15 protein-coding genes are annotated in these 16,750 nt (G+C 51.1%); all 15 read right to left on the bottom strand.

All coding sequences use genetic code 11. The annotated features are described in order from the left end of the window. Window positions 1–559: 559 nt before the first annotated feature. Entirely contained in the window at window positions 560–880 is a 321-nt protein-coding gene (locus tag OEJ36_RS28495) for a ComEA family DNA-binding protein (RefSeq protein WP_263404367.1), read from the bottom strand. Between the two features lie 689 nt (window positions 881–1,569). After that, window positions 1,570–2,094 carry a hypothetical protein gene (locus tag OEJ36_RS28490; RefSeq protein ID WP_263404366.1) on the bottom strand — a complete coding sequence of 175 codons (525 nt, stop codon included), beginning with the start codon at window positions 2,092–2,094 and terminating at the stop codon, window positions 1,570–1,572. A gap of 268 nt (window positions 2,095–2,362) precedes the next feature. After that, window positions 2,363–4,333 (bottom strand): polysaccharide biosynthesis protein, encoded by a 1,971-nt coding sequence (locus tag OEJ36_RS28485; RefSeq protein ID WP_263404372.1) that lies wholly within the window; start codon window positions 4,331–4,333, stop codon window positions 2,363–2,365. A gap of 409 nt (window positions 4,334–4,742) precedes the next feature. Continuing rightward, the gene (locus OEJ36_RS28480; protein WP_317891608.1) at window positions 4,743–6,218 is read right to left on the bottom strand and encodes an aminotransferase class I/II-fold pyridoxal phosphate-dependent enzyme; all 1,476 of its coding nucleotides are present in this window, start codon (window positions 6,216–6,218) and stop codon (window positions 4,743–4,745) included. Beyond that, window positions 6,218–6,829: an acetyltransferase gene (locus OEJ36_RS30755; protein ID WP_411861066.1), complete on the bottom strand. Its 612-nt coding sequence runs from the start codon at window positions 6,827–6,829 to the stop codon at window positions 6,218–6,220. Before OEJ36_RS30755 ends, OEJ36_RS28480 begins: the two co-directional genes overlap by 1 nt. After that, window positions 6,819–7,946: a UDP-N-acetylglucosamine 2-epimerase gene (gene neuC / locus OEJ36_RS28470; protein ID WP_263404370.1), complete on the bottom strand. Its 1,128-nt coding sequence runs from the start codon at window positions 7,944–7,946 to the stop codon at window positions 6,819–6,821. Before neuC ends, OEJ36_RS30755 begins: the two co-directional genes overlap by 11 nt. Next, complete coding sequence (gene neuB / locus OEJ36_RS28465; protein ID WP_263404365.1) at window positions 7,946–8,980, bottom strand: N-acetylneuraminate synthase; 1,035 nt, start codon at window positions 8,978–8,980, stop codon at window positions 7,946–7,948. The genes neuC and neuB overlap by 1 nt, the downstream gene beginning before the upstream one ends. Before the next feature lie 2 nt (window positions 8,981–8,982). Then, window positions 8,983–9,771 carry an SDR family oxidoreductase gene (locus OEJ36_RS28460; protein ID WP_263404364.1) on the bottom strand — a complete coding sequence of 263 codons (789 nt, stop codon included), beginning with the start codon at window positions 9,769–9,771 and terminating at the stop codon, window positions 8,983–8,985. Further along, window positions 9,764–10,465 carry a cytidylyltransferase domain-containing protein gene (locus OEJ36_RS28455; RefSeq protein ID WP_263404363.1) on the bottom strand — a complete coding sequence of 234 codons (702 nt, stop codon included), beginning with the start codon at window positions 10,463–10,465 and terminating at the stop codon, window positions 9,764–9,766. Before OEJ36_RS28455 ends, OEJ36_RS28460 begins: the two co-directional genes overlap by 8 nt. Further along, entirely contained in the window at window positions 10,462–11,451 is a 990-nt protein-coding gene (locus OEJ36_RS28450) for a Gfo/Idh/MocA family protein (RefSeq protein ID WP_263404362.1), read from the bottom strand. The genes OEJ36_RS28455 and OEJ36_RS28450 overlap by 4 nt, the downstream gene beginning before the upstream one ends. 71 nt (window positions 11,452–11,522) lie before the next feature. Next, window positions 11,523–12,170, bottom strand: coding sequence for an imidazole glycerol phosphate synthase subunit HisH (hisH, locus tag OEJ36_RS28445; protein ID WP_263404361.1), 648 nt, complete (start codon window positions 12,168–12,170; stop codon window positions 11,523–11,525). Next, on the bottom strand, window positions 12,160–12,933 hold the full coding sequence (gene hisF, locus OEJ36_RS28440; RefSeq protein WP_263404360.1) for an imidazole glycerol phosphate synthase subunit HisF: 774 nt from the start codon (window positions 12,931–12,933) through the stop codon (window positions 12,160–12,162). Before hisF ends, hisH begins: the two co-directional genes overlap by 11 nt. A 16-nt stretch (window positions 12,934–12,949) precedes the next feature. Then, complete coding sequence (locus tag OEJ36_RS28435; RefSeq protein WP_263404359.1) at window positions 12,950–14,278, bottom strand: N-acetyl sugar amidotransferase; 1,329 nt, start codon at window positions 14,276–14,278, stop codon at window positions 12,950–12,952. Window positions 14,279–14,505: 227 nt separating this feature from the next. After that, window positions 14,506–15,747: a CDP-glycerol glycerophosphotransferase family protein gene (locus tag OEJ36_RS28430; protein ID WP_263404358.1), complete on the bottom strand. Its 1,242-nt coding sequence runs from the start codon at window positions 15,745–15,747 to the stop codon at window positions 14,506–14,508. Further along, window positions 15,744–16,637, bottom strand: a complete 894-nt coding sequence (locus OEJ36_RS28425; RefSeq protein ID WP_263404357.1) for a hypothetical protein — start codon at window positions 16,635–16,637, stop codon at window positions 15,744–15,746. The genes OEJ36_RS28430 and OEJ36_RS28425 overlap by 4 nt, the downstream gene beginning before the upstream one ends. Between the last annotated feature and the right edge of the window lie 113 nt (window positions 16,638–16,750).

Raw genomic sequence — 16,750 nt, 5'->3', positions numbered from 1 at the left:
TCGAGTCCAGGTCGCGGAGCCAAATTCAAAGCCCTCGGCACATGCCGGGGGCTTTTTCGTTTAGGCCCCTGGACTCTCACCAGGGACTCCGTCGCCGGTTATTCGGGACCTTCGGCCCTCACCCCTCAGGGGCCGCACTGAAGCGCGTTCGGCTTCGCCGTCGAGTCCAGGTCGCGGAGCCAAATTCAAAAGCCCTCGGCACACGCTGGGGGCTTTTTCGTTTAGGCCACTGGACTCTCACTAGGGATTTCGTCCCCGGCTATTCGGGACCTTCGGCCCTAATCCCTTCGGGCCGCGCCGAAGCGCGTTCGGCTTCACCGTCGAGTCCAAGTCGCGGAGCCAAATTCAAAAGCCCTCGGCACATGCCGGGGGCTTTTTCGTTTAGGCCGCTGGACTCTCACCAGGGACTTCGTCCCCGGTCATTCGGGACCTTCGGCCCTCATCCCTTCGGAGCCGCGCCGAAGCGCGTTCGGCTTCGCCGTCGAGCACTCCTGAAAACACCCTGGATACAGCAGAAACAAAAAGACCGGCCTAAGCCGGTCTCTTGTGCTTAATCGACTCAGTCGATGCTAAGTCGGTCCCGGTTGGCCTCCAAGGTCTTCGCACCGATGCCCTTTACCTGAAGCAGGTCATCAACTGAAGTGAAAGCACCGTTGGCTTCACGGTAGGCAACAATTGCCTTGGCCTTCATCTCGCCAACTCCAATCATGCCCTCCTGCAACGCAACGGCATCTGCCTTGTTGATATCGATCTTGCCTGCTGCAGCCTTGTGGACCACAGCAGCGGAAGCATCGCTCTTTGGTGGAGTCTCCACCGCGACAGCAACACCGGTGAAGCCAAACAACATGAGCAGCAGGGGTAGGATCCGTATCAGAGTCATTGTTCTCTCCATGTAACTAGCTTGAAGCGGAGCTTATTTGCACCGCCGGTTCAAGCTAGCCCCTGGACAAAGGTGATTCAATTGCACGCTGCTGATAGATCCGGTCAACATTTTCTTCTTCTGGGCCGCAGGCGTTAACAATACTCCGTAGGACCTGACGAACATCGATGTAGTCATCTCGCTCAACTGCACTGAACACGCGGTCGAGCGCAGACTGGAAATCCCACCAAGCAAGTCACTCTTCGCTTTCCCGCATGATATTCGAGCGACTGACGGGAACATCGACTTCATCGGTGGCCCCACCCCGCTTGATTTGGTCATGGATAGAGAAATGGCAGAGCCAAACGGGCCAACCACACTGAACCGAGCAGCGATGCAGCGCTTTACGTTGACTTGATTAGCATGACCCTGACTGAAGGCCGATCATGTCGAGCGCTGAGTGAATTAGCAGCGAAGTAATGTATTGTATTTGCCAACTAACACTTATGCCGTCTTCAGCTGCCTTTGCTGTCGCGAACCAAATAGTCAACCCAACCACCGATCAACACTTTAATCAAGCCTCAACAGGCAACTACAAAGACCTCAGAACACGAATAAATCCAGTCGACCTCGCCGTCTTGGCAGTCAATATATCGCCATACCCAACCAAAACTCAGAAATAAAAATGCGCGCCTACCAAAACGAGAGGATCAGTTCATCCACCCAGAAATTCGCCAATAAAATCCAGTAAATGCAGCCAGGACCTTATCGGAAAACAATGCAAAAACATCAACAACTCCATACTCACCGTCCAAATACCCCTCCATATAGACGGCAAACTCCACAGCGCCACGACGCATCACTTCTCGCCCCACATCCACAGTGACCTGCCCGTTAACAATGGGGAGATAGACAGTGGAGAACGTCACGCGTCGGCGCTCCTCTTGCCAATTCTGCCCCCCTCCCCAGGCTTCACAATGGATAAAGTGATTATTTCCCGGGACTCTCGCATAAATCTGCGCATAGTTCATTCCGCCGCTGTCCATATCGACAGGTATATAAGCTTTCATTTTAACCAAGACTAATACGTGAGTTGCCGTAACCGGAACCTTCGATGAGTCAACCTGATAGACATACCTAACCTGACTGGCGGTCTCTGCCGCAGGCGAATCCGAGAGAGTCGGCTCAAGTTCATCATGTGAAATAGGGGCAGTAGTGCTACCGGTCATAATCATGGAATCATGCTTAGCTGGCGCACCTGAAAACAAAACTAATCGACCACTCCTAGACTCCCCCAAGGAATAGAGACCCAAAAGCAAAAACAAGAAACACCAAAAATACTTCAAGAAGCACCCCACAAAAATTATCAGCTAATCATTGACCCCAAAAACCTCGCATCCAGCGAGTCGAAATCAATAAAACACTGAACAACAATTTTCCTAACAACCAACCGGGAACCCAAGAAGCACAAAATATAGAGCGAGCATCCAAGCCCAGCCTCAGCTAATTCAATGTCCGCTTGGAGTGCATCCAATCAACTATCTCACCCTCCGGTGCATATCCACAAACCGTCTCACGCAACAACTGGCGTACGCGGTCGTAATCATCCCGCTCGACTGATTCTACGAGATCGGCAATGACGCCCTTGAAAGTCTCCCACGGAAGATGCTCTTCATTCGCACGCATGATCATCGGATGGTCGGTAGGGCTGACATTGTCACCGATCAAGAGCTCCTCATAGAGTTTCTCACCAGGGCGCAAACCGGTGAATTCGATTGCAATGTCGCCATGGGGATTGGTTTCTGAACAAACACTTAGCCCGGTTAGATGAATCATCTTCTCGGCCAGCTCGGCAATCTTCACCGGCTGCCCCATATCCAGTACGAATACGTCCCCCCCCTGCCCCATCGAGCCAGCCTGTATCACTAACTGTGCAGCTTCAGGAATAGTCATGAAGTAGCGGGTAATATTAGGATGAGTGACTGTCACAGGTCCGCCCTTACGAATCTGATCGTAAAAGCGCGGAATTACCGACCCCGATGAACCCAGCACATTGCCAAAGCGCACCATGGTGAAGCGTGTCATATTCACCCGATGCAGTTGCTCTTCATCACCAAACAATACCGGCGCAGCTTCCTGACTCAGCGCCTGCAAAACCATTTCAGCCAGACGCTTTGTGCTACCCATAATATTTGTAGGGCGCACTGCTTTGTCAGTGGAGATCAGTACGAAGTGCTCAACACCAGCACGCAATGCCGCCTGAGCCGTATACAACGACCCCAGCACATTATTCATCACGCCTTCAGCAATATTATGCTCGACCATGGGAACATGCTTATAAGCTGCAGCATGGTAAACGGTATTGACAGACCATACTCGCATCAATTCGCACAGGCGCTCCTGATTGCGAACAGAACCGAGAACCGGGAACAAACGTACGTTGAGAGACTCCCTCCGTATGCGCTGCTCCAATTCCGTGTGAATGCTGTAGAGGTTAAATTCGCTGTGTTCGAACAACAGCAATATCTTCGCTTCGGTAGAAAGAATCTGTCGACACAACTCCGAGCCGATGGAACCACCGGCCCCCGTCACCATAACCACCTGGCCTCGAATGCAACGCTCGAACAACCCTTGCTGTGGGGGCACCGCGTCGCGCCCGAGAAGATCGGCAATATCTACTTCCTGAACGTCCTCAACCTTTACACGGCCACTCGCCAAATCCATAAAGCCCGGTACGGTTCGAACATGCAGTGGATATTGCTCCAATGTTTCCAGCACTTGCCGTCTACGTGTACGCGTTGCGGATGGCACAGCCAAGAGAATTTCAACTGCACCCGTTTCATCGATCATCTGCTGAATATCATTCGGCGAATACACTCGCAGGCCAGCTATTACACGATTACAGATATTTTGATCGTCATCGATGAAAGCAACAGGACGCATGGCACGGCCCATGCGGAGAGCTGCAGCCAGTTGATTTCCAGCAGCTCCGGCGCCATAGATAGCAACGCGAGAAAGGTGACTATCAAACCCGCCGAGCTTAGACGGCTGCTCAGGCGAGAACCAGTGGCCCACAAAATAATGACGCATGCATAGCCGCAAACCACCGATCAACATGATGCTCAGCCACCAGTAGTTGAGCACCATAGACCGAGGAATCATTGCGGGAGCATCGCGATACCAGTACACCGCCAACGCCAGAATCAGAGCAGATAAGCTCACAGCCTTAACAATCGCGAGGAGCGCATCATTCCCCAAATAGCGCGTGACGACTCGATACATACCGAATCGAATGAACAACGGGATGGATACCAATGGTGCAGCCAGGAACAACCATAAGTGCCCACTGAATGGGAAGATATTGTCCATGTCTCCGAGGCGTATCACGAATGCCAACCACAAGGCGACCCACAGCAACACAACATCCATGAAGATCTGGATTGACCGCTTGTAGCGACGCGGCAAGCGCAGCATGCGCTCTCTGAGTTTGTCAGCTAGTCTCAACACAACAACGACACCATATCCTTTAAAAGCCCGGCCCTGCGCTGGCAGTCCCAAGCAACATCCTTCAACTGAAGCGATCTCATCGACCGCAACATACCCGTTTCTGCACCGTCGCGTCGTCCGTAACCGACAACAAAGGAGCTGACCATAGCTGTTATGTGGGTAGCCTTGCCAGACAGGCGTACTTTCGTGCACGACGCGACCATGTGACACGCTGAGAGAGCTCCGCCCCCCGAGCGCATCACCTGATTTTCCGCACAACGGCCTGAAGCATGTGGAGGGAAGCGGCTAGCATGAAGCGCTACCAAACGGCAGCCGCCCCACCTCCTACAGGCAAAAGCAATATCGTCAGAGCGGATCGCAGTCCTTCCTAACCTGCTTAAAACTCCTCAAAGATCTTCTTAGCGGTTTCAATTACACGATCCTGCTCCCGTTCCGTCATATTGGAGCCTGAGGGCAGGCAGATCCCATGAGCAAAGATATGATCGCTGACGGAGTATTCTTCATCATGAGAGAAATAGGCACACCCTTCGAAAAGCGGCTGCAGGTGCAACGGCTTCCATATCCTTCGGGCCTCAATACGATGCTCCGCCAACCGCTCGATAAAGCGCTGAACATCGACACGGCCAGCAGAATCAAAAACACCGCAACTAAGCCAGCGTGTCGAGAGACCGAACGAAGCTTCGGGCATCCACTGGAAGCTCTCACCACCGATACCGCTTTCGCGATATCGCTCGAACACCGCGCGTCGCTGACCAACGCGCTCCTCCAGAACGCGTAACTGTCCACGACCTATACCAGCCAGAACATTACTCATACGGTAATTGAAGCCGACACTTGTGTGCTGATACCAGGGCGCAGGGTCTCTAGCTTGCGTCGCAAAAAAACGCGCCTTCTCGATCAGGGCTCGATCATTCGAGACCAACATCCCTCCTCCGGAGGTAGTGATGATCTTGTTGCCATTAAACGAATAGATACCCAGCTTGCCGAAAGTACCACTGGCTCGCCCCTTGTAAGTCGCCCCCAGAGACTCAGCAGCATCTTCGATCAAGGGAACATTGAACTTGTCACAAATCGCGACGATAGGGTCGAAATCTGAGCTCTGCCCATACAGATTGACGACAACTACAGCCTTTGGAAGATTCCCTTCCTGAGCAGCCTGTTCAAGTCCACGCAGTAATGCTGCAGGCGACATATTCCAGGTTTCCGGCTCAGAGTCGATGAATACCGGAACAGCCTTTTGATAGAGAATAGGATTTGCACTGGCGACAAATGTAAGACTGGAGCAGAACACCCTGTCCCCTTCACTGACCCCCAGAAGGATGAGTGCAAGATGGATGGCGGCAGTGCCCGAGCTTAGCGCTGCTGCATGGCCAACACCTACCTTCTCCGCCAGCTCTCGTTCGAAAGCATCGACGTTGGGGCCAAGAGGGGCAATCCAGTTAGTATCGAAAGCCTGGTTGATGAACGAAAGTTCCTGATCCCCCATGTGCGGCGTCGAAAGAAGAATTGGTGACTCGAGGTCACGAGCACGCAGCAACTCTATTGGGCATCCGCAGTCGTCAAGCACCGGGATATGGTTGACATCATTCTGCCTCATCAAATCGAGAACTTGCTCCCGATCCGCCCCCTCTTGTGCGGTAATAGGGGTCTTCTCTGGAAGCTCGAACTGCACCTCCTCCAGCGCAGTACCAGCCAATAACAAACGACGAAGATCGCCATCGGTAATGGTCCGAACCAAACGGCCGCTTTCATCGACCAACAGCAGAATCTCCGCACCGCCCTGATCCATGCGAGCAAGCAGCTCCCTCAAAGAAAGCCCTTGGTGAATAATGACGCGCTGTAGTTCAATCATCACAAAGAAATCCTAGCAGGAACACCAACCAAAACAGCGCCTGCAGGTGCGTTGCGTGTAACCACCGCTCCAGCACCAATACGCACGCCGTCTCCTATACAGATACCAGGCAAGATTACTGCACCGCTGCCTACAAGAACCTCATTACCAAGCGTAACCCCCCCACCCAATGTGGAGTTTGGGGCGACATGACAACACTCACCTACCCTGCAATCATGATCCACTATGGCACCGTGGTTGATGATTGTAGATCGACCAACAATTGCATCTGGGCCAACAATAGCGTGCGCAGCAACGAAACAGCCCTCGGCCACTTTTGCGCTTATTGCAATACTTGAGTGTGGATGGATGACAGTAAACCAACCTAGAACTTGATCCTCGAGCGCCGCCAACAGTCGCCGCCGAGTTACATTATCCCCAATGGCCAAATGGCCAAAGAGCGAAGAATTAATCAGAGCGGGCTGCAATTCGATTACGTGACCGAGCAGCCTTCCGCCCACGCGAGAAGGATCATTATCGAACAAGCGGACATCACGCCCATCTCGAACATAGGCATCCAGTACGACCTTGCCATGTCCGCCGGCACCAAGAATAAAATGATTAGTATGCATTGTACTTGAGCAACAAATCGCGGTTCAAAGGAAGTCTTTCGAGCAGATCGGTAATACGCAGACCAGCAACCCCCTCCCCATACACATTTCTTACTGCAACTCTGCCTCTGGCCAAGGCCTGGACCAACGCGCATTGTATTGCTGTTACTTCGACCTCGACATCCACAACATTGTCACTTCGCTCTCGTCCAAACTGACGATCACCGACATTCACCACAGGTGTATGAAAACTGGCCGCCTCGATAATACCGCTGCTGGAATTCCCCACCATTACATCAACAACCGACATCCAACGGCAGAATTCATCTCGCTGAAAATGATCGACCACACGCACGCCGAGAGCCGGATCTGACAAGACCGCGCGAATAGCCTCCCCGCCGGCATCCGCGTTAGGCATCAGCACCAGTGCCTGAAGGCCCTCCACCATTCGAATGCCGTCGAGCAACGTTCGCATCTGCCGGTCAGCAAACTCCGCATGCTGCACTACCGGATGAAAGATAACCAATGCAATCGCGCGCGAAGGATCAAAACCATAACTCAGCGCCATCTCGTCACGCACAGGTCGCGAAATGTCGAGAAGGCCATCGAGCCCGGGAGCTCCTGTGACGAAAATATTCTCTTCTCTCTCCCCCATGCGAATCAGACGCTCACGCGCACTGGCTGTCGCAGTGAAGTGGTAGTGTGCGAGCTTGGATATAGCGTGACGTACAGGTTCGTCGACAGTGCCCGAGCGTTCTCCTCCGTGAATATGAACAATCGGGATGTTCAAATGAAGTGCGGCAATCGCTCCCGCCAACATCTCTCCTCGATCACCCAGCAGCATCACCAATTCAGGTGCCCACCGCTCGAATGCCTCGACCATTCCAAGTATCTCCATACCAATAGCCTTCGCCATGGCGGAACCACTATCGGATCGAAGCTGTACAGGCACACGGGCAACTATCGGAATACCGCAAGACTCGACTTCACGGATAGTATTTCCATACTGTGAATCCAAATGCATCCCCGTCGCCAAGACTCCAAGCTCCAAGCTTGGCCTGCTATGAATCATTAGCAGGGACGAACGCATAAGGCCAAAGTCAGCACGGGTTCCCGTGACATATAGAATGCGGCGCATCAGCTTAGCATTTCCCACTGGAGAGTCGTTCCGCGAATCATAGACTCACCAAGGGTCTGGCCCACTACCTGATCTAGGGCAGCAGGTGGGATTCCGTTACCTGGACGTAACAGGCACAAGTCTTGGGCGCTCAAAATCTCGCCAGCCTTAACATCGCGCGCCAACGACACACTGCGTCGCACCAAGGCTCGAACAGGTAGTTCAGATGCCGCGGGGGCCTTGATACTGGACCCCAAAGCCAACTCGGCCACACGAATCTGAGCAACAAGCTGTGCAAGTTCATCAGGATCAAGCGAAGCCTGATGATCTGGCCCAGGCAGCGATTTATCCAGCGTGAAATGCTTCTCTATTACAGTTGCACCAAGCGCTACCGCCGCGGTTGAAACCGCCAGCCCTAGCGTATGATCCGAATAACCGACTGGCAGACCAGTTGCCTCAGCAATTGTATTCATTGCTCGAAGATTCACATCCTGCGCAAGCGCTGGATAATTGGAGGTGCAATGCAGAATGCATAAGACACTGGATAGCGCATCCGTAAGGCCGACGCTGTTTCGAGCCTCAGCAATCACCGCTACAGCCTCCACAACCTCTTCAAGAGAAGCCATTCCGGTTGAAAGAATCAAGGGAACATTCTTTTTTGCCAAGAAGCGTAAAAAGGGCCAATTGGTTATTTCACCTGAGGGTATCTTGATTCGCCGCATACCGGAGGCAAGTAGGAAGTCAGCCGCCTCCTCATCAAAGGGAGTCGACATAAATTCGATCCCGAGTTCCGAACAACGCAAAATTAGAGCACGATGCAACTCTGGAGACATCTCCAACTGCTTGAGCATGTCAAACTGATCACCTTCACCCGTAGCGCTTTTTTGGTAAGCGGCTTTTTCCGCGCCACGTCGAACAAGCTTCTCAGCTGTAAAGGTTTGAAACTTAACGGCATCAGCACCGCAGCGGGCAGCGGTCTCAACAAGCTTAAAAGCTAGCTCTGGCGAACCATTATGATTGACACCCGCCTCAGCGATAATGAAAGTACTGTCCATGTTCACCAAACCGTTAAACCGCCATCAATCACTATATTTTGCCCTGTCACGTAGCCAGCAGCATCTGACAGCAGATAAATAAGAGCACCAACCAGATCATCGGCCTGCCCCATACAGCCGAATGGTACCCGCTGGGAATAACGGTCAACGAACACTTGATTCTGACCGCTCTGAATACCTCCTGGCGTAAGCGCATTCACGCGAACATGGCGACTCCCCCAATAGGAGGATAGATAACTTGTCAACCCCCACAAACCAGCCTTGCTCGCGCTATAGACGGCAGGGGTATTGATCGCGCGCCCTAGATATTCAGAGCCCTCGTATATTCGCTGATCAGGCGCAACAATACCGTATATTGAAAGGACATTAACAATGCTGCCATAACCCTGGAGCGCCATTCGGCCTCCAAACTCCTGACAGCAAACGAACGCCCCTTTCAAATTAACGGACATGACATGGTCCCAGTCCTCCAGGGGAAAAGTCTCAAACGGCTCGAAGAAATTCTCACTTTTAGTCGCCGCATTATTGAGCAAGCCGTCTACACGACCAAACTGCTCGAACACTGCATCATGAACCAAGCGCAGTGCGTCTCTATCCCTAATATCAACGCAGTAAGTGATCAAGCGCGTCGACAACTGCCGCTCTGCAAGTTCTTTCAATGCCTGACTATTGGAATCAAGCCCAACCACTTGGGCGCCATACTCAAGCAAAGCCTCACAAAACTTACTACCAAGTATGCCTGCGGCACCAGTTACAACAATGACCTTTCCTTCAAGGGAAAATCTATCCATTTTTCACCTCTACATCACGCGCAGAAAGAAGCATCTCGACTATCTTGAAATCCAGCGGACTATCGATATCGATTGATCGCTCCCTCGGCATCACATGAAGCTTGAGCACCCCATTCCAAAGCCCCTTTGCAAGGGTCTCACGATGCCAAACATAAATAGACGCATTCATTGAATAGACTGACGGTGCCAACTGGCGAGCAACGACACCGCCCGCCGCATTGCAGACCAACCCTAAAAGGCCCGACTCCTTGTATTCCACCATATTAAAATACGGATTTTTCTCTGACTCGAATGCTGTTATAACCGCATCGGTTTTATCGTCAAGAAGGTGTATGCAGGACTCAATATCAGAGACAAGCCTCAAGGGAGAAGTAGGGTCAAGATCAACAAGGCGGTCGAAAGGCCCTACATTTTCGAGAATCCAGTCACATAGATGTTGAATGACAGGAATTTTTGCAGCTGTACTCGTCGCCAGTTCGGCAGGGCGGAGAAAAGGTACGACTGCCCCATAAGCACGGGCCACGTCGGCAATTTCTGGGCAATCCGTTGACACATAAACAGATTCGATTTCGTGCACCGCGAGTGCCTGCTCGATAGTGTACGCAATAAGTGGTTTGCCATTGAGAAGTGAAATATTCTTTCTCGGCACGCCCACAGAGCCGCCTCGAGCACAAATGGTAGCGATAGTTCTCATACGCCATACCGTGATAAACGAGTTGAATTGGAGCGGAAAATTAGCTCTAAAGCCGAAATACCATCTTCAATACCTTGTGACGTCACAGCGCGCTCATCGATTGCTCGCAGAAGCTCGGACATCGCTGCTATATAGGTCTGAGAAATATCGAATGCACCTGGCACCAGCGCTACTGCATTGGAACCCTCGTGTGTTGTGACGTTAAGCGTTCGACTGGGTAGATCCCACTCAGCCGTGCCTTGATCTCCAACAATACGATAACGCCTAAATGGTAAGCGGCTCACATAATTGACATGTACGGAGACAGACGCTCCCAAGCGAGACCGCATCAAAAAAGAAGCGGAGTCCTCAACATCGATCTCAAGCGCTGAAGCTTTAGCGAAAATTGCCTGTACATCGTAAAGCTCTCCCAGAATCCAGCGCGCAGAATCGAGCTCATGGATGAGGTCTAGAGCAACCCCACCGCCCAAGCTTTTTCTCGAACTGTAAGAGGCCCTGTAGTCAATACCAGGCCGCCAATCCGGTAGCCACTGTCCAGCCTCGAAGCTCGCGTGGACAATATTCCCTAAATCGCCCCTCTCAACCATCTCCTTCAGCGCCTGTAGAGAAGGCAAAAACCGAAGATTACAACCGACAATATTAGGGGGCAGTACTTTGTACCCGGCAATGCAATTCTTGAGCGTCTCTAGATCTTCAGCCGAAGACACAACAGGCTTTTCAGCATAAAAAGGGATGCCCTCTTCGATAGCGAGCCTCAACAACGGCAAGTGCAGCGCGCTGGGATTGGCGATCACCATCAATTGAGGCCGCTTACTCATGGCTTCAGCCAAGCTAGACGACACTGTAAAAAATACGTCTCTTTCAACTACGTCTGATTTCGGAGGCCGTTCTCGCAAAACGTCGAAGCACACGCCTGGGCGAAGCGCCTGAATGGTCTGCATGTGCCTTCTGCCGATTGATCCGGTTCCGATCACTAAAACTCGCATTCGCAGGATCCTGAAAAACTGCCATCTTCACGAAGTCGTCTTATACAAACAGCAAGCGGCCAGACTCCCAGCTAGCCTAAGAATCTCTTAATCAATTCAAGTCCGGCAGTGCCGCTGCGCTCCGGATGAAATTGAGTGGCAAAAATATTATCTCGACGGACTGCCGCACATATCCGATGTCCGCCGTAGATGCACTCCGCCAGCTTATCTTCATCGCGATCGGGATGAGCGGAATATGAATGCACAAAATAAAATGCAGGCTGTTCATTCTCCAGCCCATCCAGAGGCGTCTCTGCCCATGAGTGCTGGGAGCTTGGCAGTACCAGATGGTTCCAGCCGATATGAGGCACGCGCTGCGCATCGCCATCAACGGATCTGGCCGGCACCGCCTTTACTCGGCCTGGAAGTATCCCCAAACCATGATGCTCACCAAACTCTTCACTTCCCTCGAAAAGCATCTGCATCCCGACACAAATACCGAACAGCGGTCTCTCGGTCTCCGAGAAGCGGCGAATGGCCTCATCCAGTCCCCGTTCCGACAGCTCTCTAATTACATCTGCAAAAGCACCCACGCCTGGTACTACGAGACGATCTGCAGAAACAACTTCTCTAGGGTCTTCAATAACACGCACAGCAGCACCGCAATACTCAAATGCCCTGGCGACATTCAATAAATTTGCCATACCGTAGTCAAGTAACGTAATGCTTTTATTTGCCAAGAGTCACCTTCCTAACAGGCAATTCAGCCGCCAGCGCCGCACTGCGAATTTCATCAATAGTCATTCGGTTATAATGCAATACATCAGCCATCGCGATGGCATCTGGCCTAGCTAACTTGGCAGCATCCACCATATGCTCGACTTTACCCATACCACCGCTGGCGATGACAGGCACAGAAACCGCATCGCTTATCTGGCGAATCAAATCAATGTCAAAGCCTTTCCGAGTCCCCTCTCGATCGACTGAAGTAACGAGCACCTCGCCCGCACCTAGTTCAACCCCTCTTACAGCCCATTCGACAACATCTAGCCCCGTGCGCTCCCTGCCATTATCCGTGTAGGCCTCCCACTTACCAGGCGCTTGCTCTTTTGCCTCGATAGAGAGAACCATCGCTTGGGAACCAAAGCGTCTTGACACCTCGCGAATAAGCTCAGGTCTCAGTACAGCTGCTGTATTTATAGCAACTTTATCCGCTCCAGAACGCAGGATGTGCCTCGCATCTTCCACACTGCGTATACCCCCTGCTACGGTAATAGGAACAAACACCCTATCCGCGGCCCGACGAATAATATCGCTCAGATTATTTCGACCATAGAGGCTTGCAACGATGTCAACATAAAGCAACTCATCAGCACCCGCCTCCGCATAGCGAACTGCATACTCTTGGGGGTCGCCGATAACGCGCAACCCCTCAAGACGAATACCTTTGATGAGATTGGGCCCCTTGATGTCAAGACGCGGTATTAATCGCAAATTACTCATTTAAGAATCCAGCCCATCACTTCTTGTGCTGTTCGTGCCATACCGCATGGCGCAGCTTCCATTCACCGTTCTCCCAAAGCCAGAGATGCGGGCTACGGAAGGTATCAGCCAGTGCAGTAAAGTAGTCTCGCGACATGATAGGCTCTGCAAACATCTGACTAGCGCGAGGAAACTCTTCAGGGGTGATGCTCAGGTAGCGGAAAATCTCGTCAGCAAAACGCTCCGGAAACTCATGATCAAATCGTTTTACAAGCGCAGCACCTTCTTCGCGAGTAATGTCGCCCGATCGAATCTCCTGCGCCGCATCATAACTGGCCCGGCCCAGGCCAAATTTCACACCGGTAGTGTAGTAATGGAAGTCGTCAATCCTATCATCAATGCTATTGTATTTGCTGTAAGTTCCCGGCGTTCGCTCTGGCGAAGCTTCGAAACCGCCGTGTTCAACGGCATAGTAATAGCAACTCTGTGGATGCCACTTCAAGTAATAGCCCAAATAATGTACTTCGACTTTCTGCTCTTCAATTTGATGCGGATCAGCAGGTAAATACGGCAGCAAGTCTTGCTGCTCCACATCAAAGAACTCTTTCAAATCAGGTACAGACACTCCACCCAAGCTGACTTTCGACTGATCGTCGGAAGTAAAATATGACCAATCCCGCTTGGCAGACTCAGTATCGCCAATTGGGTTTCCATATTCAGCTTCGTTTTCGCCAAAGAAAACCAGTGGTATTTTGTGCAAAAGCGCCATTTTCGGCGCAAGCGCTTTCTGTCCAAACATAAAGGCTTGGAAAGGATGAAAAAGGTTATCTACCGCAAGACGAGTTAGCAGACGGTGCACCCGCCCATTCGGCGTCATCAGAAGATTGTCATGGCCAGCATGAATCCAGCTTTGGAAATTTCGCCACCCCCACTCGGTGTAAACGTGCGGGGCCCACGTGACAGTTAGCGGGTGCATGCCATACTTAGTTCTCAATATATGAGATGCATAAAAACTGTCCTTACCACCAGAGCCGGGAACAATGCAATCGTAGCTACCGTCTTTACTACGATGCTGATCACACAACTCACGCAACTGACGCTCGCGATCATCCCAATTGATACTAGCGTGCTTTCTTTCCGCGAACCGGCATGCATCACACACACCGTGCTCATCAAAGTGAATAGTTTTCTTTTTGGTGGACTTAGTGTGAGAGTACTCAACCGCCGAGTTTGGTCGCTGATTGGAAATAACACAGCGAACACAATACTGCACTTCGCTAGGCAAGCCATACTTAGCGTCAGTGACATTTGCCGCAGTTGAAAATGCAGCTTTATCGATTGCCGAGGGGTACGGAACTTTATTCATAAAATACCACTATCCATAATATTAAAATCCAAACGCTATTAGCTAGTCGGCACACAACAACTAACCAACACCCGTAGTATCAGCACCTTACTTTCAACAGCATTAGGAGAAAAATAAGGTATTTTTTAAACTGGCGCCTTCCAGCATCAGCGCAGCACTTGACCTCCGGCATATTACAAGATTTATTCAGGAAGCGCATCGCGCGACACCGAGGCTGGCAATGAAACTCATGCCCCACCTCCCAGCAGCTCCAAAATCACCGCCTCAACTCTCGCAGCGGCACTGCCGTCGAAAAGGTTAGGCGTCCGCCCCTCCTCAGGACAGTCGAGAACGCTGCGAATTGCGCCCCCCAGATCCCTATAAGTCTCTACTGCAGTGGCGACGCCAAGCTTCGCAAGCGGTAGATCGTGAGAGAAAATAGAATCCATACACTGGATGACAGGTAAACCCAGGTAGGCTGCTTCCAGCCCAACAGTCGAGCTTGCCGTGACAATACAGTCTGCGGCACAAAGCAAATGATCCAACGAGTCAGTTGAGTCGCTGTAATGAACACGATCTGCCACAACTGACGGAGGGCGAGACTCGCTGGGGTGCAAACGCATGGCCAAGTGCACAGCAGGATCATTGCCAAATACCTCAAAGAGGTATTTTTCTACACCTATAGGATAGTTTTCGTCGCCAAGAGCGCCAGAGAAAGGATGCTTGCGTGGCTCGGGTTGCGAGATCCATACGACTAACGATTGAGACTCCTCAATGCCCAATCGCTGGCGGAACATGCGCCTGCACTGAAGGCGGTCAATATGCGCTAATCGGTCAAATGCCGGATTACCCGTAATACTGATTCGAGACACATTCAAACCAGCGTCCACAAAGCGCTCGCACACCTGCTGATTCAAAACGCAGACTTTACTCGCATAGCGATCTGATGCACACCATTCAATTTCATAGTACGCATAGAGATCAACCAAACAGACGGATGGAATACCCAGTTCGCGGGCAGCCTCAAGTGCAGCACGCTCTGACCTTGGAGAATTGGTAGATACAACCAGACTCGGCCGCTCCTTTTTAAAGAGCTCAATAAAGAAATCAGTAGGTAAAAATACCTGCCTGCCAGAAAGGGCGTACATTTCTTTGGCCTTTATCAAGCCATAATCCCTCACAAGAGCATGAAACCCAACACCCAGATAAGCAGCCGTATCACGGAAGCTAACCATGGGATGGGAAGCGTGAGCCTTGGCCAGCATTGAGCCCACATCGGTAGCACGCTTGTAGGGCCGAATCCCTTCTACAAGAGCACTAAAATCTAATGTCTTGATCCCCTCACGCTCTATAGCCCGCTTTGCTGTTGTCAACCCAAGAACAGCAACATCCACCTCGCGACTTATAAGTCGCTTTATTACAGGCAACAATGCAGCGGAATGCCCACCACCGTAGCAAACAAATAGGACCTTATCCTGAATATCGCTCATACTCTTTCCTTGTACCATGACTGAGCTGACTGGTGATATTCCGATCTAATAGCAAGTGGAACCTGACAAAAAAACATAAACAATGGGATGGTCAAAGCAATAACACCCAGGCCTTCAAGGAAGAAAGCCGGAAGCCCCGCAAGAAACAACAATCCATACCCTTTAAACTCTCGAACACATAGGGATAAGAAAATGATCAAGAGCGCTACAAAGAGAAATGCAAGGTATCCCGCTCCTCTCATGTAATCGCCCTCGTAGAAAGAGGTAAAAATAGTATTTCGAGTCAGAACCCCCCAAAGCCCGCCCTCACCTACCGACACGGTGGGTTGATAGCCGATGCTGGCCGACATAAACCCAACGATCTTATCTTGCAATGAAATCATGAAAGAGAGAGTCAACCCTATAAGAAAAACCCCCAAGCGCCAACTCCATGCCGAAAATCTAAAAGCATAGATACACACGACGAGCATCCCTATCAAAACAGAGGCAGAACTCAGATTCAGGAATATAAAAGAAATAACCAGATAAATTACTCGCCTAGAATATAGAAAATACAAAAAAATATAACCGACGGACAGCGCAACAAATACAGCCCGATAACTCACCAATGCAATTAAAATAGGCAGCAGAATAGAAACATAAGAAAATCTCGCATGGACGAAGAGCCGCATAAGCGGCACAAAGAACAGAGCAACGCCAAGCGCCACCAACCATGCACCGCCTATATAACTTAGAAAATCCAAATAATAGAACAAAATTGACCGTATCAAGTGAATCCAGACAAGTGGAGGTTGATCAAGAAAACTCCCACCAAGCTCAATGATTTCACGCACATAAAGAACTTGCGACGTATACCCATCCACCGCCCCCCCCTCTACGGCGACAGGCAAGAAGCTCTTACCACTCACAGACGCTTGAATCCAACAAATAATAAGGGAGGAGCAAAACAAAATTTTAAACAGCGCTCTACTTATTGGTCCCTGCATATTAATCAACCAGCATC

It is taken from the genome of Pseudomonas sp. PDM13 (genome assembly GCF_025685765.1).
Taxonomy (GTDB): domain Bacteria; phylum Pseudomonadota; class Gammaproteobacteria; order Pseudomonadales; family Pseudomonadaceae; genus Metapseudomonas; species Metapseudomonas solani.
This window is presented reverse-complemented; position numbering and strand designations above follow the sequence as displayed.